This window comes from Thermasporomyces composti (assembly GCF_003386795.1).
Taxonomy (GTDB): Bacteria; Actinomycetota; Actinomycetes; order Propionibacteriales; family Actinopolymorphaceae; genus Thermasporomyces; species Thermasporomyces composti.
On the sequence record NZ_QTUC01000001.1, the window covers coordinates 3069399 to 3090855 of the forward strand.

The 21457-nt window shown below is 69.2% G+C and carries 15 protein-coding genes; 9 read left to right on the forward strand and 6 right to left on the reverse strand.

The window, feature by feature from the left end; translation table 11 throughout:
- Positions 1-11: 11 nt before the first annotated feature.
- From DFJ64_RS13290 to DFJ64_RS13300, 3 genes are all read left to right on the forward strand, one after another.
- Entirely contained in the window at positions 12-1226 is a 1215-nt protein-coding gene (locus DFJ64_RS13290; RefSeq protein WP_115850737.1) for a glycoside hydrolase family 53 protein, read from the forward strand.
- A 98-nt stretch (positions 1227-1324) separates the two neighbouring features.
- Positions 1325-2743, forward strand: coding sequence for a glycoside hydrolase family 32 protein (locus tag DFJ64_RS13295; RefSeq protein WP_211310613.1), 1419 nt, complete (start codon positions 1325-1327; stop codon positions 2741-2743).
- Between the two features lie 278 nt (positions 2744-3021).
- The gene (locus tag DFJ64_RS13300) at positions 3022-4179 is read left to right on the forward strand and encodes a right-handed parallel beta-helix repeat-containing protein (protein WP_115850738.1); all 1158 of its coding nucleotides are present in this window, start codon (positions 3022-3024) and stop codon (positions 4177-4179) included.
- Here DFJ64_RS13300 and DFJ64_RS13305 read toward each other — a convergent pair.
- The 4 genes from DFJ64_RS13305 to DFJ64_RS13320 all read right to left on the reverse strand — a co-directional run bounded on the left by DFJ64_RS13305 (position 4176) and on the right by DFJ64_RS13320 (position 11259).
- Complete coding sequence (locus DFJ64_RS13305) at positions 4176-4952, reverse strand: GntR family transcriptional regulator (protein WP_115850739.1); 777 nt, start codon at positions 4950-4952, stop codon at positions 4176-4178. The two genes, DFJ64_RS13300 and DFJ64_RS13305, sit on opposite strands and share 4 nt — an antisense overlap.
- Before the next feature lie 178 nt (positions 4953-5130).
- Positions 5131-5661: a hypothetical protein gene (locus tag DFJ64_RS13310; RefSeq protein WP_147304701.1), complete on the reverse strand. Its 531-nt coding sequence runs from the start codon at positions 5659-5661 to the stop codon at positions 5131-5133.
- A gap of 228 nt (positions 5662-5889) precedes the next feature.
- Entirely contained in the window at positions 5890-8619 is a 2730-nt protein-coding gene (locus DFJ64_RS13315) for a cation-translocating P-type ATPase (protein WP_115850741.1), read from the reverse strand.
- 228 nt (positions 8620-8847) lie between these two features.
- On the reverse strand, positions 8848-11259 hold the full coding sequence (locus DFJ64_RS13320) for a glycosyl hydrolase family 28-related protein (protein WP_245941116.1): 2412 nt from the start codon (positions 11257-11259) through the stop codon (positions 8848-8850).
- Between the two features lie 306 nt (positions 11260-11565).
- On the opposite strand from DFJ64_RS13320, the gene DFJ64_RS13325 reads away from it, so the two are divergent.
- The 6 genes from DFJ64_RS13325 to DFJ64_RS13350 all read left to right on the forward strand — a co-directional run bounded on the left by DFJ64_RS13325 (position 11566) and on the right by DFJ64_RS13350 (position 18509).
- On the forward strand, positions 11566-13383 hold the full coding sequence (locus DFJ64_RS13325) for an ABC transporter substrate-binding protein (protein ID WP_115852074.1): 1818 nt from the start codon (positions 11566-11568) through the stop codon (positions 13381-13383).
- 37 nt (positions 13384-13420) lie between these two features.
- Entirely contained in the window at positions 13421-14428 is a 1008-nt protein-coding gene (locus DFJ64_RS13330; RefSeq protein ID WP_245941117.1) for an ABC transporter permease, read from the forward strand.
- Between the two features lie 6 nt (positions 14429-14434).
- The gene (locus DFJ64_RS13335) at positions 14435-15346 is read left to right on the forward strand and encodes an ABC transporter permease (protein WP_115850742.1); all 912 of its coding nucleotides are present in this window, start codon (positions 14435-14437) and stop codon (positions 15344-15346) included.
- Positions 15343-16368, forward strand: coding sequence for an ABC transporter ATP-binding protein (locus DFJ64_RS13340; RefSeq protein WP_115852076.1), 1026 nt, complete (start codon positions 15343-15345; stop codon positions 16366-16368). The genes DFJ64_RS13335 and DFJ64_RS13340 overlap by 4 nt, the downstream gene beginning before the upstream one ends.
- Complete coding sequence (locus DFJ64_RS13345; RefSeq protein ID WP_115850743.1) at positions 16355-17434, forward strand: ABC transporter ATP-binding protein; 1080 nt, start codon at positions 16355-16357, stop codon at positions 17432-17434. The genes DFJ64_RS13340 and DFJ64_RS13345 overlap by 14 nt, the downstream gene beginning before the upstream one ends.
- Positions 17435-17741: 307 nt before the next feature.
- Positions 17742-18509 carry a metal-dependent hydrolase gene (locus DFJ64_RS13350; protein WP_115850744.1) on the forward strand — a complete coding sequence of 256 codons (768 nt, stop codon included), beginning with the start codon at positions 17742-17744 and terminating at the stop codon, positions 18507-18509.
- A gap of 71 nt (positions 18510-18580) precedes the next feature.
- Here DFJ64_RS13350 and DFJ64_RS13355 read toward each other — a convergent pair whose 3' ends face one another.
- A complete protein-coding gene (locus DFJ64_RS13355; protein ID WP_115850745.1) occupies positions 18581-19645 on the reverse strand; it encodes a Gfo/Idh/MocA family protein in 1065 nt (354 codons plus the stop codon).
- Entirely contained in the window at positions 19642-21399 is a 1758-nt protein-coding gene (rhmD, locus tag DFJ64_RS13360) for an L-rhamnonate dehydratase (protein ID WP_115850746.1), read from the reverse strand. Before rhmD ends, DFJ64_RS13355 begins: the two co-directional genes overlap by 4 nt.
- Positions 21400-21457: the final 58 nt, after the last annotated feature.

Here is a 21457-nt window from a genome sequence, read left to right on the forward strand (position 1 = left end):
GGGACGGTGTCATGGAGTCGTGGTCGTCGAGTGAGCGGCAGGAGCTGTCCCGGCCCAGCCGGCGCCTGGTGCTGGCGGCCGCCACGGCGTTACCGCTGGCGGGCGCCGGGACCGGCACCGCGCACGCCGGCGCTCAGCCTAGAGGGCTGAGCGTGCGGGGAGCCGACATCTCCTTCACCCTGCAGGAGGAGGCGGTCGGCAACCAGGTGCGTGACCTGCACGGGCGGGTTCGGCCCATCGAGAGGATCCTCCGCGCCTACGGCGGCACCCATGTGCGGCTGCGGGTGTGGACGGACCCGCCTCCGGGCTACAGCGACCTGGACTCGGCGCTCGAGCTCGGCCGCCGGGCCCACCGGGCCGGCCTACGCATCCTGCTCAACCTGCACTACAGCGACTTCTGGGCCGACCCAGGGAAGCAGCCGACTCCCGTCGCGTGGCGCGGACAGGACCTGCCGACGCTCGCCGAGACCGTCCGCCGGTACACCCGCGAGGTGGTCGCCGCGTTCGTCAGACAGCGGACGCCGGTCGACATGATCCAGATCGGCAACGAGATCACCTCGGGCATGCTCCACCCGGTCGGCGAGCTGTATCCGACCGACGGGCGGCCTCCGCAGTGGTCGGCGTTCACGACCCTGCTCAAGGCCGGTATCACCGGCGCCCGGGAAGGGGCGCCCAGAGCCCACCGGCCGCGGGTCATGCTGCACATCGACCGGGGCGGTGACAACGGCGGCGCGCGGTGGTTCTTCGACCACATGGTCGAGTTCGGCGTGCCGTTCGACATCATCGGGCTCTCCTACTACCCGATCTGGCATGGGCCGCTGGTCGCTCTCCAGTCGAACCTGCACGACCTCGCCGCCCGCTACGACAAGGACATCGTGGTCGTCGAGACCGCCTACCCTTGGACGACGGAGAACGGTGACGAGCTGACGAACTTCTACACCGGTGAGGTGCCGCTGCCGGACGAGGCGACCTATCCGCCCACTCCGCAGGGGCAGGCCGGCTACTTCGAGGCGTTGCGCGAGATCCTGCTCGGCGTACCGCGGGGGCGCGGCCTCGGCTTCTTCGACTTCGAGCCGGGGTGGCTGCCCGGGGTGGGCTGGGAGCCGGGCGCCGGCACCCCCAACGACAACCTCACCATGTTCGACTTCGAGGGCTACGGTCTTCCCTCGCTTCACGCGTTCCGGCCGCCGCACGCGCGGGGCAACCGTGCCGGCGTTCCGTCGTGACGTGGAAGGCTGGGCGCCGGCCGCGCGAGGACGCTGACCGACCTTCGCCCTTCGCGCTGCCGATCGCGTCGGCCCGACCGAGGAGTGTGGGAGGTGTGGTGGCCCCAGCGAACGCGGCCTGTCGGCGGGAGGACTATCCGGAGTTCCCCTACCCGGACACTGACTACCAGGAGGACAACCGGGGGCAGTTCCACTTCAGCGCGCGCGGGGGATGGATCAACGACGTCAACGCCCCGCTGTATTACCGCGGCGTCTACCACCTGTACTTCCAGCACAACCCGCACGGGCTGGCCTGGGGCACCATGCACTGGGGACACGCCACGAGCGAGGACCTCGTGCACTGGACGCAGCAACCCGTCGCGCTTCAACCCGGCGTTCACCCCGGTGACCTGTTCTCAGGTGGGGGCGTGGTCGACACCGCCAACGTGAGCCGGCTCAGACACGGCGAGCACGACCCGATCCTGGTCTACTCCGGTACGAACGGCGTGACAGTCTTCTACTCCCTCGACGGCGGGTACACGTTCGAGGCCTACGACGAAGGCCGGCCGGTCGTCGTCCCGGCGGGGACGAGCCGGGATCCCATGGTGTTCCGGAACGAGCCCGCCGGAGCTTGGGGCATGGTCGTCTGGTCCGATGAGGGCGGCAACGGCGTGAACTTCTACACCTCGCGCAACCTCCTGGACTGGACGTTCGCCTCCCGCTACCAGGCGGACTGGCTGTTCGAGTGTCCCAACCTCGTCGCGATGCCGCTGGACGGTGACCCGTCAGCCATCCGGTGGATGCTGCACGCCGCCAGCGGGGAGTACGTGGTCGGCGACTTCGACGGGGCGACGTTCACGTCCGACTGGGCCAGCCCGAAGCGGATCAACCAGGGCCCGGCTGCCTTCGACGGCTCGTACTATGCCGGGCTGACCTTCGCCAACATGCCCGACAACCGGGTCGTCTCCATGGCCTGGCAGCCGGGCAATCGTGGCTCCGTCTGGACCGGCAACCTGACCTTTCCGGTCGAGCTTCGGCTCACGTCGTTCGATGACGGTCCACGGGTCGTCGCCACACCGGTGCGCGAGATCGAGAAGCTCCGTGTCTCCCGCCGCACCTGGCCGGAAGGTGTGCTGGACGAGCGAGAGGCCGCCCGGCTCCTCGCCGACGTCCGCGCGGACACCTACGAGATCGACGCCGAGTTCGACGTCTCCGGCTTTCCCGAGTCCCGCTTCGGCTTTCGGCTGCGCACCGGCGGGCCTGGGTCGGGGTACGAGGTCCGGTACGACACAACCAGCCAGACGCTCGACGGCGTCCCGCTCTCGCCCGTGGACGGTCGAGTCAGGATTCGCCTGCTCGTCGACCGTGGCCAGCTCGAGGTCTTCGGGAACGACGGCGAGCTCTACCGCAGCCTCAACGTCGACTTCGGCGGCATGGCGGGAGACGGCATCGAGCTGGTCGTCGACGGCCGGGTACGCCTCCACTCACTCGCGGTGCACGAGCTGGGCTCGATCTGGCGCGGGGAGCAATGTCCATGAACCCCGACCGGCGCCGCGAGGCTCACGACGGCGTGCTTCATCGGCTCGCTTCAACCCGATCATGGGGCCCACGTCGCACAGCCGTCGAGGGTGCGGGTTGCGGCCTCAGAACTGCGAGCGGAACCGCTCGCCACGGGCGGAGCCGATCGTGAGCGGCCTTATTCGGACAGTGACATTGGTGACATAGCGGACGAAACCGCCCTATCCTCCCGCTACCGCGTTCCCGACGTTTGCGGACGACTCGTTTTTTGGGGACGTTCTGATGGAAGGATGAGGCAATGACTGCGCGCCGCCCCACAGGATCTGAGAACCGTCGTGGCTTCATCCGCGCCGCCAGCGCCGTGGTGGGTGGCGGCGTCGCTTCCGCTCTCCTGACCGGCTCGAACGCCCATGCCGAACCGTCGGGTTCGAACGTGCCCCCCGGTTACCCGTACTGGGTGGGGCTGCCAGGGTCCGGGGCGCCGTACGTCGTCGACCCCGCGGTGGGTGCCCAGGACGCGATCAACCGGGCACTGAGCGACGTGGGCCGGGGCGTGGTGTTCGTCGCTGGCGGTCGCTACCCGATCAAGGGTCCCATCCACCTCCGCACTGGCCAGACCTTGTGCGGAGCGGGACCGCACGGGACCGTCCTCGATGGGTCGGCGGCGGGCCGGGTTCGCGAGCCCATGATCAGCAACCGGGACCCCAACTCCACCAGGATTGTCATCCGCGACATCGGCTTGGAGTGCGCGGGCCGTTTCGACTACGGGATCCGGCTCCTCCAGGGCTCCCGGCCGGAGGAATGGGGGCCCGACCCCAACCACCTCCTGCACCGGGTGTACGTCTACAGCCCGGCCGTCGACGGCATCTACCTGGGCACGGCCGGATACCCAGGCGGCGTTCGGGAGACCAAGATCAACGACTGCAGGGTCACCGACGCGGCGCAGGTCTCGTACCGCATCGAGGGTGCCTCCGACACGACGGTGGTTCAGTCGGTGTCGCAGGCGGGCCGCATCGGATTCCTCGTCGCCGGCGGCAACTCCAAGCTCTCGATGTGCAAGGCCTTCTTCACCAAGGGGCCAGGCTTCCGCATCACCTCGAGCCGACCGACGATCACCGGCTGTGAGTCCCAGGACGCTCAGCGCGGGTGCGGCTTCGAGCTGATCGGTGTGACCAACGGCACCCTGTCGGGGTGTACGGCGGACTCCAACGGCGACGATCGGTCCGACCGGACGTCGGCTGGCTTCTACCTGGAGAACGTCCAGGCGGTTCGGCTCAGCGGTGCGACGTACCAGCGGCCCGACGGAGCGGGCAAGCAGCGCTGGGGGGTGTACTTCGGGGCGGATGTCGACCGAGTGCTGGTCTCGATGGTGACCGACAGCTCGGTCGGCCGGCCCTACCGGGGAGCGGTTCTGGGCTCGGCCGGCCCCCGCTCGAAGGTCGAGATCATCGGCTAGTGACCGGACCGGCCGCGGATGAGCCGGGTGCGCGCGAGGTCGGGCTCCTCGTCCTCGTCGGCGATGAAGTAGTCAGGGAACTGCCGCTCCAAGGGCTCGAGGACGTCGAGCGCGAGGCGCAGGTGTCGACGAAGGACGTCCTGAGCCTGTCGGCGCTTCTTCGCCACCACGGCGTCCACGATCTGCCGGTGCTGCTCGTGCAGCTCGGCGAGGATCCCCGGATCGGGGAGGGTGAGCATCCGCACCCGGTCGAGGTGGGCTTTCGCTGAGGACACCACCGACCACGCTCGGGGGTGGCCGCCGATCTCCAGCAGAGACCGGTGCAGGTCCTCGTCCGTGGCGAACCATCGTCGCAGGTCACCGGTGCGACCCGCCTCGGCCTGCTCCTCCACGAGCGCGCGGAGGTAGGCCTCGTCCGCCGCGGTGACGTTGGCGATCGCGTGCGGCAGACTGGCCAGCTCCAGTGTCTCCCGGATGAACTGGACCTCCACGACCTCGCGGGCGCTGATCCGTGACACGAACGTGCCGAGCTGCGGCGCGACCTCGACCAGCCCTTCGTCGGCGAGGCGGATGATGGCCTCACGGACCGGGGTCCGGCTCACGCCGTACCGGGCGGCGAGCTCGTTCTCCGACAAGCCTTGTCCGGGCGGTAGGTCCAAGGAGACGATCGCGCGGCGGATCAGGGCGTACACCTGGGCACGAGTGCTGGCGCCACGAAGGACGTTCAGCCGCGCGCGCCGCGGTGAGAGTGCGCGCCCGCCTCGAGCTGCCATGGTGACGCCGCCTTCCCTCCGCTGCTGCCGGCCCCTGCTGCCGCTTGCCCCTGCTGCCGCCGGCCCTGCTCCTGCCGCTGGCCACTGGTGCCGCTGGCCCCTGGTGCCGCTGGCATGGTAGAGCACCGGAGGGCTACGCGAGGGGAGCGGCGGGACGGCGGGTCGACGAGACGGACGATCACAGCGTCCGGTGCTTCTTCCCCGCCAGGATCATCTGGGTGGCCAGGTAGCGGCTCACGCCGAGCTTTCGCGCGATCTCGTCAGGCCGAAGCCCTTGCTGGTGGTAGATCATGGCGAGCTTCTGCTGGGACCGCGTCCAGGGGACGCGCCGCACGGGCTGAGCCGGGCGTCGGTAGCGTCGCGGCGGTCGGTCACCCGTCGGGCCGTCGCCTGTCGTGGAGCGGACCGTGGTCGTGGCGTCGCCGCGCGCCGAGCCGGACGGCTGTGCCTGATCGCTTGGTCGGTCCAGTGACCCGTATGTGGCACGCCGCTGATCGTGGTGACGGCCGCTCGCCAGATCACGTCGGGTCTGGTCGTCAAGAATGTGGTACTGGTCCGCCGCCTTGTTCAGACCCACGGAGACGATCGTCAGACCTCGGGCGTTTTTCTCCTGACATTCCCGACTCGTGCAGTAGTTGTACTTCTCCGCGCGCTCGGGGTGCAGCTCACTGCCGCAGGTCACGCACTTCGGCGTCAACGTCCTGGTCACACCTCGACTCGACCGATTTGTTCGATCCAACCGACTGTCGGACTCAACCGACGGTTCGACCCGACTGACGACGGGGTCGACAACGACAAACGGGAGACGTCTCGTCGGTGTTCCCGTGTCGAGCCCTCCGAGTCGAAGGCCAGGGAACCGCTCCATGGGGGGTATGCCGACGATCATGGGCATGCCGACGGTGCGGAAGAACACTAGGTCCGTCGAGCCTAGGTGCCGTCAGGTTCCCGGGAGCGACCTCCGTCTTCCCGGGAGCGACCTCCGTCGTCGCCAGCGGTCCAGCTCGTCCACCCCCCACACGATGACGGGCAGCGGCGCCAACAGGAGGAGCACCCACGCGGGCAGCGGTCTCGTGCCGAAGATGCTCTGCAGGGCCGGGACGTAGATGAGACAGGCGGCGAAGCCGATCTCGAAGGCGATGCCCGCCAGAAGCAGCGGATTGCTGAAGATCCCGAGGCTGCGAAGCGAGGAGTGCTCGGTGCGGGCGGCGAAAGCGGTGCCGATCTGGCACGCCACGATTCCGGCGAAGGTCGCTGTCGTGGCTTGCAGATAGGCCTCATGCAAGGCGCTCCCCGGGCCGGTGGGTAAGCCCGGCCGCCAGCCGGCGGCGACCAGGACCGCGAAGTACGCCGCGAGGGTGAGGATCGTCGAGACGACCCCGAGCAGTCCCCAGGCCCGCCACAGCAGGCGGGAGTTGATGATGCCTTCACGCCGGTCCCGAGGCGGACGGCGCATGATGCCGGGTTCGGCTCGCTCCCGACCCAGCGCGAGCGCTGGCAGCGTCTCGGTTCCAAGGTCGATGGCGAGGATCTGTAAGACGGTCAGCGGGAGCGGAATGGCGCCTCCGGAGAGGGCGAACAGCAGGAACGGCACGACCTCGGGGACCGTGTGGGCGAAGATGTACAGAACGAACTTCCGTACATTGTCGAAAACCCGGCGGCCCTCCTCGACCGCGGCGACGATCGTCGCGAAGTTGTCGTCGGTGAGCACCATCGCCGCGGCCTCCCGGGCGACGTCGGTGCCGGTGCGTCCCATGGCGACGCCGATGTCGGCCCGGCGCAGCGCGGGCGCGTCGTTGACCCCGTCCCCCGTGACCGCGACGATCCGACCTTGGCGGCGTAGGGCGTCGACGACCCGGAGCTTGGTCTCGGGTGAGCTTCGGGCGAAGACCAGCTCGCCCCCGCTGGCGAGGAGCTCCTCGAGCCGCTGCTCACTCATCGCGGCTACCTCCTCGCCGGTCAGAGCTCGGCGGACGTGAAGACCCACCTTGGTGGCGATCTCGGCGGCGGTCCGCCGATGGTCGCCGGTGATCACGTGGACGGTGATTCCCGCCGTGTGGCAGGCGGCCACCGCGGCGGGCACCTCCGGTCTGGGCGGGTCGTGCAGACCCACCAGCCCCACTAGGCAGAGGTCGCGTTCGACCTCCTCCCGCGCGGGCGCCGCGTTTCCCGCGACCGCGGACGCGTCGATCTCACGGCGCGCGAACGCCAGGACCCGCAGACCCTGTGCCGTCATGGAGCTTTCGGCGGCGCGGACCCTTTCGAGGTCGGCGCTTGTCGCGGGGCGCGGCACGCCGTCCATGAGGGTCGTGCACAGCGGAAGCACCGATTCAGGCGCGCCTTTGACATGCAGGATGAGCTGTCGGCTCGACTCGGATGGCTGGTCGAGAGTCGACATCCGGGCCAGGCGAGGGTCGAACCGGTAGAGCATTCGGCGCCGACGCTCCCGGCGGTCGGGGTCGATGTCCGCGCCGGCGTCCCGCGCGTACCGAAGGAGAGCGATCTCGGTCGGATCACCGACGTCCGCGGCACCGGCCGCGGTCTCCGCGAGCTCGGCGGTGTTGCACGCCACCATCACCTCGACCAGCGAGGACAACTCGTTGTCCCGCCCGCCGGGAGTCCACGCCTGGCTCACGCGCATGAGGTTCTCGGTGAGCGTGCCCGTCTTGTCGGTGCAGATCGTGGTGGTCGAGCCGAGGGTCTCCACCGACGAGAGTCGCTTGACGACCGCGCCGCGTCGTGCCAGCGCGCGGACGCCCACGGCGAGCGCCAGAGTGATCGTCGGCAGGAGCCCTTCCGGAACGTTGGCCACCAGCAGGCCGATCGCGAAGATGAACGCGTCCGCGACCGGCAGACCGGCCAGCGTTCCCAGCGGCAGGAACGCGGCACCCGCACCGACCGCCACAGCGGCGATCAGCCACGCGGCTCGACGGACCTGCTTCTCGAGCGGGCTCGGCTCGGCGGCGAGGTGCTCGGACAGCGCGGCGATCCGTCCCAGCTCGGTATGTGGCCCCGTGGCGAACACGAGCGCCCGGGCGGCGCCGGCCGTGCACGTCGTCCCACTGAACACGACGTCGCGTGCCTCGAGCAGCGGCGCGTGCGGCTCCACCGGTCCCGCCTGGCGTGACACCGGGGTCGACTCGCCGGTGAGCGCCGACATGTCCACCTCGATCTGGCCGTCGAGGAGTCGCGCGTCGGCGGAGATCCTGTCGCCCTCCTCGATCACGATCACATCGCCTGGGACGAGCGCCGCGGCTGGCACCTGTCGGACGCGGCCATCGCGTAGCGCGGTCGCATGCGGGGGCACATACGAGCGCAACGCCTGCACGGCCCGCTCAGCCTGCTGCTCCTGCACGAACGCCAGGACAGCGTTGAGCGCGATCACCGCGATGATCGCGCCCGCCAGCACAGGGGTCCCGGTGAGGTACGCCAGTCCCGCGGCCAGCCACAACAAGAGCGCGAGCGGATGGACGAACTGCCGCCCCAACTCACGTGCCAACCGGCGTCTGCCACGTCGCCGCAGCTCGTTCGGCCCGAAGATCACGAGCCGGTGCTCGGCCTCTTGCTGCGACAACCCCGCCGGACCGCTGCGCAGGTGGGCCATGAGCAAGGCCAGCGGCTCGTGGCTAGCCTCCGCTGGGTCGCTCACCGAGATCTGGTCGTCGCTCATGTGAGGCGATAGCCGGGCGCACGTCCGGCTTTGCGCTCAGCCGGTCTGGGCGGGTCGAAGGCCTCGACGACGCCGTGGTCGGGTCACGACCGCCTCCGCCGCGCCACTGCCGATCGTCGCACCCGTGGTGATCGCCGCGAGGCTCCTCATACCCGAGACCTTGCCCGGGAAGGCGACGGGGTAGTCACACCGTCGCGGCGCGGTCGATCACCTACACCGATCGCGCGGTCACGAGCGTGGAGCGAAGTGGGCGGTGATCGTGTGGTCAGCCTCCACGGTGAGGGCGAGGGTCGACGGGGCGTTGACGATCTCGCCGTCCACGCTCCAGTGCGTGAACGTGTAGCCCTTGGCCGCTGCGGCCGACACCGTGATCTCCGCCCCGCGCTCGTACCGTCCGGGCTCGGCCTCGTTGCCGGAGAGCAGCACGGCTCCGCCGTCGGGTGGGGTCGCCGTCACCTCGACCGCGTGCGTGACCATGCCGATCGCCATGATGTTGAGCAACCGCGCCGGTCCGGTCAGCGTGGCGCCGTTGTAGCGCAGCACGTTGGTGATGGTGACCTCGCCGGCGGTGACGTCGATCGTGTGGCCGTCCTCGCCGAGATTGTCGGTGCCGAGGTTCCAGCCGGTCACGTCGCCGGACCGCACGACCAGCCCGTCGTGGAAGCCGTAGGCGAACACGTGCGTGAGCCGGAGTCGCCGCGCCCCGTCGACGGTCACCAGCACCGCTTGCCTGCGCATGTACTTGTCGATCACCTCGGGGAAGATGTTCCCCTCCTCCGCCCAGCCCGGTATGCCGAAGCCGACCCGGGTGACCGCGTTCCCGTTGGAGAGCAGCCCCTCAATCCTGCCTCCGTCACTACGGCCCACGGTGACGGCGCGCTTGAAGAAGGCGCCGTTCACTTTCCGAACGACGAACCGGTCATTGCGGTAGGTGGCCAGGTCGATGCCGTTCCACGCGTTCGGCAGCCCGACGTTGACGATGTAGGTGCGCTCGCCGTTTCCTCGGATCGCGTACGGATAGGGCACGAGCCCGTCAGGGCTGGCCGGGTTGTTCTCGGGATAGAAGATCCGCAGTCCGCGCACGCCGGCGCGGTCGCCGTCCAGCGTCACGAAGGCGGGGGCGGTCTCGGGCACCGAGGTATCGCGCCCTTCGTACGCGAGCAGGACGGTGCCGCCGCTCAAGCCCAGCTGGTCACGGTTCGGCACCGCCGAGGCCCCACGCAGCTCCACCCTCGCGGGCACGCGGAGGTGGCTCGCGATGCGGTACCAGCCGGCGGGGAGGTAGACGATCCCGCCCCCGTCGGCGTGCGCTTGGTCGAGTGCTCGCTGGATCGCCGCGGTGGCGTCCTCGTTGGGAAGGACACCGACTCCGCGCGGGGCGTTGAACGGCGGCTTGGTGATGTCGTAGAGCGCGGCACGCGGACGAGCTGGCGGAGGTCCGGGCTCCAACGTCGGTGGGCGTCCCTCGAGCGCATGGACCGTGCCCCGGACGTCGCCGACCACGGACGTTCCGGTGATCTTGACGTAGCCCTCGGCGTCGTTGCGAATCGCGTGCTGGCTTCCCTCGAGCACACCACCCGCGATGGACAGGCCCCACCGGGGGTCGACGTCGTCCACCTGGAGCGCCACGTCGGTGCGGCGGACGGTGGGCTCGACGAAGCTCCCGGCGAAGCGGATTCGCTGGCCGGGGACGATCCGAATCCCGACCCGGTAGTCGGCGACGTCGATGTGGGAGAACTGCTCCCACTCCAGGTCGCCGAGGACGAGCCCGGTCCCGTGGGCGCGCGTCCACGCGTCGAGTGCCGCGCGTGCGGGTGGTCGGTAGGCCCGGGGGGCGTCCGCCCAGTAGGCGTTGCTGAACCGGACGTTCTCCCACGTGCCCACGTCAGCGCCGTTGTAGGCGCGGACACCCTCGTAGAGCACGGTCCCCTTGACGTTGCGAATGGTGGCCGACTCGTGAACCTGCCCGGAGCTGGGTGGCTCCCCTCGGTCGCTGGCCATGGTGCTGACGCCGATGCCCCGATAGGAGTTGAGCATCGTGACGTCGGACACCGTCGACATCATGTAGTTCTGGGTGCCGATCCACGCCACGCCCGGGATCTCGAACGTGTAGTTGTACGGCACCGGGGAGGCCGCGTCCTGGCGTGGGTAGTAGGTCGTGACGCCCATGACGCCCGCGCTGCCGCCGATCCGGAACAGCGCCGGACCGTCGTCACCCGGCGGGAGGTCGGCCACCACGACCGTGCCGTAGTCGCCTCGCCCTTCATCGGGGTCGCGGCGGTCGCCGCGCATGGTGCAGAACGCCCGCACCTCGAGGGTGTCCGTGACACGGTAGGTGCCGGCTGGGAGCCAGACAGTGCCTCCGCTCGCGGCGTAGCAGTCGTCGAGCGCGTCCTGAATGGCGCGCGTCGAGTCGCCAACGCCGGTCGGGTCTGCCCCGTAATCGGAGACGTCGAAGTCCGCGACGACCACGTCCTCGGTGGGGTAGCGAGTCTGGACAAGCCGTGGGCTGGGCTCCGGTCGCTCGCGCGCCTCGGCGGGCGCCATGTCCGCCGCCGCGACACCCGCGCTGGTGAGCGCAACGATGGTCAGCAAAGCGGACGTCAGCGCACAGCCACGTCGGGACGCCAGGGCGGACACCGCCACCTCCCTCACGTCGGCGCAGAAAAGAACCGACAGGTGATCGCTTCGTGCCGTCAGCACACCGGTCTTGGCATGGTCGTCCCGGTGTGGTGGTGCGGGCAATCACGATGACGGAAATCGGCCCTGACCATCGTCGGATCCTCCGCCAGGCGGAAAAGCCCGGCAGGCGCCGCGACAACGTCCGCGGCAGAGTTGGCCATCTCCGGCGATGGAGATTTCAAGGCGGTCACAAGTGCTTGACTGGCGGGGCGACGTACCCAAGCATTCACTCACCTTGCGTCGACCCTGAAGCGGGAGACAGCCATGCCGCCCACGTTTCCCGGTAGTTCCCGACGTGATTTCCTGAAGTTGGCCGGAATCAGCTCCGCTGCCATCGCGCTGTCCGCCTGCGGCACACCGGAGCTGCCACCGACGCCGGAGGGGTCCGGCTCCCCGACACCGGAGCGCGAGGTGCCTCGGGGGAATCCACGCAAGATCCCACGCGAAAAGACGTTGATGCTGGCTTTCGGGGACGGCTCGGACGTCGGCATCTGCAACCCCTACGCGTCTGGCTTCAACCACCAGCGGGGCATGGCGGCGATGCTGGAGCCGCTGTACTTCTATTCCACGTTCACGGGAGAGACGATTCCGTGGCTCGCCGACGGCGACCCTGTCTATGCCGACGACTACATGAGCGTCACGATCAAGACGCGATCGGACGCCTACTGGAGCGACGGCACCCCGTTCGGGGCGAAGGACGTCGCCTTCACGCTCACCATGCTGAAGGACGAGAAGAACGCCGCGATGACCTACTCGGCGGACATCCGGGAGTGGGTCAAGAGCGCGGAGGCGACGGACGAGCACACGGTGACGATCACGTTCACCAAGCCGGCGCCGCGCTTCGTCTTCGACTACCTGTACTTCAAGAACGACCTGGGCATCTTCCTCGTCCCCGAGCACATCTTCTCCAAGGAGAAGAACCAGTACGGCTTCCTGTTCTACGACCCCGCGAAGAAGTGGCCGGTGGTCACGGGGCCCTACCAGGTGGTCGACTGGACGGTGCAACGGCGGCTCCTCGACCGACGGGACGACTGGTGGGCGGTCAAGGCGGGACTCGCTGAGCTTCCCGGACCGGAACGCATCATCGTCGTGCCGTTCACCGACCCCACGAACATCGCCCAGCAGCTCATCAACGACGAGCTGGACTCCTCGCTCGACCTCAGACCGCCGGTCATCAAGCAGGTGGTCGAGCAGAACCCGAAGATCATCGCCTGGAGCGGGCGCGAGGAGCCGTACGGGTACGTCGACTGGTGGCCGCAGTCGCTGTTCTTCAACTGCGCTGTCAAGCCCTACGACGACCCTGACATCCGGCGAGCGGTCAACCACGCGATCGACCGTCAGCAGCTGGTCGAGATCGGCTACGAGGGCGCCGGGATCACGTCCGAGCTGCCGTTCCCGGACTTCCCGCCTCTGCGGAAGTACCTCGACGCGGTCAAGCCACTCCTCGAGAGGTACCCGACGAACGCCTACGACCTGGGCGAGGTCGAGCGGATCATGACCAGCAAGGGATACACCCGCGACGCCGAGAACCTGTGGGTCGACGAGAAGGGTGCCAGGGTGGACGCCACCATCTACGGCATCGTCGACCTCGTCAACGACTACGGCGCGATCCTCGCCGAGCAGCTGCGTGCCGCCGGGTTCGACGCGTCCCTGCAGACGCCGTCCGACTCCTACACACGCATGGCTGACGGGTCGGCGAAGCTGTTCCTGTTCGGCTTCGCCGGAGCCATCGCGGACCCGTACCCTTCGCTGGAGCTCATGCACTCCCGGCACTACTCCAAGGTCGGTGAGGCGGGCGACATCAGCAGCCGCTGGCGCAACGAGGAGTTCGACAGGACCGTCGAGCAGATGGCCTCCCTGCCGGTCGACGACCCACAGGAGCTCCCACTGTTCCTCCAGGCGATGGAGATCTACCTACGGGAGCTGCCGCACACGCCTCTGGTGCAGTGGCTCCACCGGATTCCCTACAACACCAGGTACTGGACCGGCTGGCCGACCGCTGACGACCCGTACCTGCCCGGCGCGTTCTGGTTCAAGACGTTCGCGTTGGAGCTCACCCGCCTCAAGCCCGCGTCCGGCTGATCGGCGGCGACGGACCGGACCAGGGAGGGGTGGTCGAGTGATCTCCAGGCGGTACCTCGTCAGGCGGATCCTGCTGCTGGTCACGGTGATGTGGACGGCGGCCAGCATCAACTTCTTCATTCCCAAGCTCAGTCCACGCGACCCGATCAGGGAACGGCTGATGCTGGCCGCCACCCAGGGCGGCCGTAACCAGACCGGGCTGGAGGCCATGGTCGAGGCCTACAACCAGCAGTTCGGCCTCGACCAGCCGCTGTGGAAGCAGTACCTCACCGCCATGCTGAAGGTGGTGCGGTTCGACTACGGATACTCGATCTCGCAGTATCCGCGGACAGTCAACTCGATCATCAAGGACGCGCTGCCCTGGACGCTCGGCCTGGGGCTGATGTCGATCCTCATCGCGTTCGTCATCGGCACGCTGCTCGGTGCCCTGCTCGGCTGGCCGCGCTGTCCACGCTGGCTGCGCATCTTCGTGCCCGCCAGCATGCTGACCAGCGCCGTCCCAGCGTTCGTGCTCGGGTTCCTGCTGATCTACCTCTTCGCGTTCCAGCTCAAGATCTTCCCGCTGTCGGGGGCGTACTCGCGCACCGCGACGCCGGAATGGTCCCTCGAGTTCGCGCTCGACATCGCCAAGCACGCGTTCCTCCCCGCATGCGCCTTGGTGCTGTTCCAGCTCGGCGGCCAAGCCCTGCAGATGCGCAGCCTCATGGTCATGACCGTGGGGGAGGACTACATCACCTTCGCCGAGGCCAAAGGGCTGCGCCCGCGTCGCATCTTCGCGCGGTACGCGGTCCGCAACGCGATGCTGCCTCAGGTGACCGGCCTGGTGATGTCGCTCGGCACGTTCGTCTTCTCCACCGTGCTCGTCGAGACGCTCTTCGCGTATCCAGGTCTCGGCGGCTTGATCAACGGGTCGATCCAGGTGCTCGACTACAACCTGCTCTACGGCATCACGATGATCCTCGTCTTCGCCGTGTGCATCGCCACGCTCATCGTGGACCTGATCTATCCGTTGCTCGACCCGCGCATCCGGTACGAGAAGGGGTGAGGAGCGATGGTCGCCACGGCGTCCCAGACGGCCACGATGCTCACGCCACGTTCCCGGGTGGGGCGAGCCACGTCGGTTCTCCGGTACCTGCGGCGGAATCCCTTGCTGGTGATCGGGCTCGCGATGTTCGTCGGCCTGATCCTCTTCGCCACCGTGGGGACGTTCTTCATCGACCCCGCCAAGGACCCCTACCCCCTCGCGGGCCCGGCGAGCAAGCCGCCGTCGGCTGAGCACTGGTTCGGTACCGACGCGCAGGGACGTGACCTCTTCGCGGTCATGGTGGTGGGAACCCGCCTGAGCCTGAAGATCGGACTGCTCGCCGGGTCGATCGGGCTGGCGATCGGCATCGTGCTGGGTCTGGTGTCGGCGTTCTACGGCGGTTGGCTGGACAGCGTGATCCGCTGGATCGTCGACGTGATGTTCACCATCCCCAGCTTCCTCGTCATGGTGGTCATCGCGTCGCTGCTGCGCCAGTACATCTCCATCGAGAACATGGCGCTCATCCTCGCCGCGTTCGCCTGGCCGGGGCCGACGCGTGCGATCCGAGCCCAGGTGCTGTCGCTGCGCGAGCGGGAGTTCATCCGACTGGCCCGTCTGTCGGGGATGCGCGGGCCGGAGATCATCGTCCGGGAGCTGTTGCCGAACCTGACGCCGTTCCTCCTGGCTGGCTTCGTGGCGGCGCTCATCGGGGCCGTCTACGCCGCGCTCGGCCTGGAGATGCTCGGTCTCGGCTCTCAGCGAGAGCCCACCCTGGGCATGACGTTCTTCTGGATGCAGAGGTTCTCCGCGCTGCTGCGCAACCTCTGGTGGTGGTGGGGCATCCCGATCGCGATCATCTGCGTGCTGATCCTCTCCTTGTACTTCATCTCCTTCTCGTTGGACGAGTGGGCGAACCCGCGGTCTCGGAGGTCGCGATGACGAGTACCTCGACCGCGCCGCGGACGGACCGAGCGGCCGGCACCGGCGAGCCGGTTCTCTCGGTGCGCGACCTTCGGGTCGAGTACCACACCGACGCCGGCGCCGTCCGGGCCGTCAACGGCGTGAGCTTCGACCTCATGCCGGGCGAGAAGCTCGGGCTGGTCGGCGAGTCCGGCTCGGGGAAGTCGACGATCGCGCTCGCGCTCATGCGCATGATCAAGGAGCCGGGCCGCATCGCCGGCGGGCAGATCCTCCTCCACGGACGTGACATCCTCCGGCTGCCCGAGAAGGAGATGCGTCAGGTCCGCGCCGCTGAGATCAGCATGATTCCCCAGGGCGCCATGAACTCCCTCAACCCGGTGGCGCGGATCGAGGACCAGATCGTCGACACGTTGGAGGACCACTCGCCCAAGCGAGTCGCCAAGAAGGAGCTCCTCGAGAAGGCCCACGCCGCTCTCGAGTCGGTCGGGCTCCGACGGGAGGTGGGGCGGATGTATCCGCACCAGCTCTCCGGCGGCATGAAGCAGCGCGTGTGCATCGCGATCGCGGTGGCGATGGAGCCGAAGGTGCTGATCGCGGACGAGCCCACGTCCGCGCTCGACGTCGTCGTCCAACGTCAGGTGATGGGGACGCTGCTGCGCCTGCAGGAGGAGCTCGGCGTCGCGGTCGTCCTCATCGGTCACGACATGGGCCTGATGGCCCAGTCGGTCGACCGCCTCGCGGTGATGTACGCGGGGAAGCTCGCCGAGGTGTCCCCGATCCGGGAGATCTTCGACGACCCGCTCCACCCCTACACCGATCTGCTCATCGACAGCCTGCCGAAGCTGGAGCGCCGGGGCACGTTCCGCGGAATCCCGGGCCTGCCGCCGTCGCTGCACTCGCTGCCGCCTGGGTGCCTGTTCCATCCACGGTGCCCCAAGGCCATGGACATCTGCGCCGAGCAGGTGCCGCCGTATCGGGAGCATCGCCCCAACCGGTTCGTCGCCTGTCACTTGCACGAGGAGGGCCATGCCACCGCGTGACGAGACCGCCCGCGAGGGCGGCGGTGACGCCACCCCGCTGATGGAGCTGCGCAACGTCAGCAAGGTCTACGGCGGCGGTGTTCTCTCGCGTACGGCGACAGTCGCGCTGGACGATGTGTCGCTGACCATTCCCGGGGACAGCCCGCAGATCTTGTCCGTCGTCGGGGAGAGTGGAAGCGGCAAGACCACCTTGGCGTCCCTGCTGTTGGGGTTCATCAGCCCGACGAGCGGCACGGTGTTGTATCGAGGATCGGACCTCAGCCGGTTGCGCGGCGCTCGGCTGCGCGAGTTCCGACGAGACGTCCAGGCGGTCTTCCAGGACCCGTTCGCGGTCTTCAACCCGTTCTACAAGGTCGACCACGTGCTCACGGTGCCTCTGCAGAAGTTCCGTCTCGGCCGGTCGAAAGCGGAACGGCAGGAGCTCATGGTGAACGCGTTGGAGGCTGTGGGCTTGCGTCCGGACGAGACGCTCGGTCGCTATCCCCACCAGCTGTCCGGCGGGCAGCGTCAGCGGATCATCGTGGCGCGAGCGTTGATGCTGCGGCCCAAGCTGATCGTCGCCGACGAGCCGGTGTCCATGGTCGACGCCTCACTGCGCGCGACGATCCTGGAGAGCCTGCGCACGGTCAACCAGACCCTGAAGGTGCCCATCCTCTACATCACGCACGACCTCGGCACCGCGTACCACGTGAGTGACCACATCGTCGTGATGTACCGGGGTGGCATCGTGGAGGCCGGTGACGTCGAGGACGTCATCACCGCGCCGAAGCACCCCTACACCCGCATGCTCATCGACTCCATCCCCTGGCCGGACCCTCGCCGGCGCTGGGGCTCGGAGGAGACCGGCGCCAGGAACGGCGTCGAGGTGCCGGAGGACCACCAGGGGTGCCGGTTCGCCGAGCGATGCCCTGCGGCCATGCCGCGGTGTACACAGGCGCAGCCGCCGACGTACCTCGCGGCGTCCGGCCACGCCGTCAGTTGCTACCTGTACGACGAGAAGCCGACCCTGCCGAAGGAGCGGCTCAGCGCCCTACTGACCCAGCACAGCTCACTCACGTCGGCGTGATCCCGCGACTATCGGGCGCGTGGTGACCCGGCGGCGTCCCGGCTCAGCGCGTGGCGCGACGAGGCTACGCGGGGGACGAAAGATTCGGCAGACAGGCGAACACCCGCTCCCCGCGGAAAGCGGCCGCGACCTGGTCGCCGGTGCCGGACGTCGGGTAGCCGACCTCGACCGCGCCGGTCATGGGGCGGGCCACCAACCGTCGTCACGAGCGTACGCACACTCCGTTACCGATGCGGCGGCCAGCGGTGCTCTGCAGGTCACGAGCGGTCCTCCGGCTCCACGACACCTCCCGGGGGAGCGGCATGCCATGATCACGGCGACGTTCCGAGCGACTGGGAAGGAGCGACGCCGAGCCATGATGTGGCGGACGCACGCCGCGACCGGCCTCGCAGCCGGGTCCGGACTCCTCGCCGTCCTGCCGATCGACGGGGTGGCCGACCAGCTGTCCTTCGTGGCGGCGTGTGCCGGCGCGGCGTTGGTGCCCGACTGGGACCACCGCTCCTCGTCGGTCACCGTCATGTGGGGGCCGCTGTCCCGTGCGGTGCACCGGGTGGTGCGGGTGCTCTTCCGTGGCCACCGCGGTGGGACGCACGACTGGCTGGTCGCGCCACCGCTGTTCGCCGGTCTCGCCTGGTTGGCCTCGCTGCATCCGGTCTCGACGGGTGTGGCGGTGGCCATCGCGGTGGGGGCGACCCTGCGCGCGCTGGCGTTCGTCATTCCCGGCGACAACGAGCGGTACTGGCTGGCGAACCTCGTCGTCTCGGCCGTCGTCGGGTACGCCTCCGCCCGCTACGCCGCGTACCCGTGGTGGCTGCCGCTGGCGTTCGGGCTGGGAGTGCTCGTGCACATCGTCGGTGACGCGGTGACCAAGACCGCCGTGCCGCGCCCCTTCTCCTGGATCGACGGCCGAGACCGGGGCGACAACTACGACGGCGGCCCGTTGACCACCGGCGCCTGGTACGAGTCACGGGTGATCTTCCCCGCGCTGCTCGTCGTCACGGCGATCGGCCTCTACGCGGGGGTTCCCCCCATCGCGAACGCCGTGTCCGCCGTCATCTCCCTCGCGGGCGGCTGACCCTCGCCCGACGCGGGGGCCTGGTCGAGCCGGCACCCGGCCTCGAGCCGGCATCCGTCGGTCGCCGCGGCTCAAGGCTCGCAACGGTGGTGTCGTCGCAGCACAGGTTCGGCGCGGCCCGAGGCGGCGGACCGGTAGGCGGCGTCGAGGAACGCGACCGTGGCGGCGGCGTCCCGACCAGGTGCGTGGTTGGGGCCGCGGCCGGCGATGAGGTCGGCGAAGGCGCGCGCCGGCGCCTCGGCCGGGTACGCCGGTTCGCCCTCGTCGAGAGCACGCTCGACGACGGCGCCGTCGTTGCGGTGCAGAACAGCCCTGGCGCCGAGGAGGTCCTGCTCGACGACGCCGTCGGTGCCGAAGTACTGGATCCGCTGCCGTGGCGGCTGATGGCCGAGCGCGGTTCCTGTAGACGTGACGGTGCCCAGGCCGCCCCCGGCGAAACGGAACGCCATGACGTCGACGACGTCGACGTCACAGCCCCGGTTGTCCATGTAGCAGAAGACCTCCTCGACCTCGCGGCCGGTCGCCCACAGGACCGTCCCCATGAGGTGGGTGACCTGGGTGTGGCCCTGGCCGCCACCCGACAGCCGCGGGTCCGCGTACGTCGTGGGATGTGGAGTCGCGGGGTCGGCGGAGTCGTCCCCACCGGCGAAGAGCGTCAGCGTCGACGAGGTGAACTGCGCGGCCACGCACACGAGCGAACCGATCCGCTCCCGGACGGCGTGCCGGACGAACTGGGCGGCTCGGGTGTAGTGATAGGTGTAGCCGACGCTGAGGTGGAGGCCGTTCGCCTCCGCCCTCTCGACGAGTTCCCAAGCCTCGGCGGCCGTCGTGGTGAGGGGTTTCTCCACGAACACGTGGACGCCGGCGTCCAGTGCCGTCCGAGCGAGCGCGTAGTGGGTGGTGTGCGGAGTGGCCACGACCACGCCGTCGATGTGCGTCGCGGCGAGCGCGCTGGGGAGATCCGTCGCTGTCACCGGGACGCCGAACCGCTCCGCCGCGGCGCGAGCGCGCTCGGGCCGGGTATCGCAGACGGCGACGAGCTCCGCGCCGTCGTAGCTCGCCAACGAGGGCAGGTGCCGGGTCGTCGCCCACCAGCCCGCGCCGACGACGGCGATGCGCGGCCTCCGGCTGGTCATGGCGCCGTCCGAGGCGCTGGTACGGCCGGGACGAGCCGGATCTCCGGGTTGAGCGTGAGCCCGAACCCGGGCTTGTCGCTCACCGTGAGCCAGCCGTTCTCCGGCAGGTCCTCACCGAGCATGAGCGGCGCGTGCTGGGGCGCGAGGGCTTCGCCGTCGGGCGACAGGACCGGGAACTCGGCGAGTTCGCCATGGGGCTGGGTGACGACAAAGTGGTAGTTCGGCATGCCGCAGGTGTGGGGAATGACCTTGACGCCGTAGACGCGGGCCACGTCCGCGATGCGGAGCACCTCCGTCATCCCGCCGCACCAGCCGAGGTCGGGCTGGATGACGTCGACGCCGGCCTCGCAGAGCAACTTGAACCCGGCCGCCGTGTACTCGTGCTCCCCGGTGTTGAGCGTCATCGTAGGCGGCATCCGGTCACGGATTCTGCGCAGCCCGGCGTAGTCGTCTGGGGGCAGCGGCTCCTCGATCCAGGTGAAGCCGAGGGGCGCCACCGCGTGGGCGAGGCGGACGGCGTAGTCGACGTCGAGCGCCATCCAGCAGTCGTACATGAGCGGGAAGTCGTCCGGCACGCTGGCCCGGGCCTGCTCGGCGATCTCGACATTGCGCCGGAACCCTTCCTCGCCCTCGCAGGGGGCGTAGACGAGCGGCAGCTTCGCGCCGGCGAACCCCAGCCGCGCGGCGAGCGCCGGCGACGGACCGGTGGCGTAGACCTGGACGGCGTCGCGGATCTTCCCGCCGATGAGCTCGTGCACCGGCTCGCCCAGGACCTTGCCGTGCAGGTCCCAGATGGCCAGGTCGACCGCCGAGATGGCGTGGAGGACGAGCCCTTTGCGGCCGTAGCGCAGGGTGCTGGAGAACATCCGGTCCCAGATGCGTGTGTGGGCGCTCGCGCGCTCGCCGCGAACCAGCCGGGCCAGGTGCTGGTGGATGATGGCCGCAGCGGCGAGGCCGCTCGTGGTCGACAGACCGACCTCACCGGAGGCGGACTCCACCTCGACCACGACCGTGCCCCCGTCGTCGGCCCGGATGCCGGCGTCCCGGTTGTCGCGGAACTCGGGGTACTTGGTCATGGGGTTGGCGACCTTGCCCCCGAGCCAATGCCTGGCCCGGTCGATCTGGGCGGGCGGTGAGCTGTGGGAACCCGACTCCGTCTCCTCAGTGGATCGCTCGGTTGGGTCGGCCGGATCCGATTCGTCGCTGGCGACGAACGAGACGCGGACGTCGACGATTTCGTCCTTGCGCATGGCTCTTCCCGTGCGGTGGTGCGGCGTCGTTCGCGCTTGACTCGACGACGTGGGCGACTGCGCAAGGAGTCCTTGCCTCGACTCAGGCCGGCCCCTAGCGCTCGCGCTGGATGCTAACCGCCGTCGCCAGAGGGTGGTAGGTCTTCGGTTCCCAGCCTCCCGTGCTGGCAGGAACTGGTCGACGCAGAGAACACCGTCGAAACGGTGCTGGAGCTCTGGTCCGTCGCCGAGGTCCTGCAGGGCGCAGACGACGGTCTCCACGCCCGGGTGCTTGGCCCGTGCCCTCGCGAGCATCCGCCGCGAGTGGTCGACGCCGAACGAGACGCAGCCGGCGGCCACCAACGTCGACCAGTACGTCCCGGTCCCGCATCCGGCGTCGAGCACCTCCGGCCGTTTCGAGGCCGACGTGAGGAGGGAGACGAAGCGGTCGACGAACCTCGCGTGGGTCGGGTTGACGTATCCGCCCCGGCGGTCGTCGTAGATCGCGGCGAACACCGTGTCCATGCGCTCGGCGTTGATCCGCCTGCGTCGGCGAGGAACCGGCGGCGCTCGTCCGTGTCGC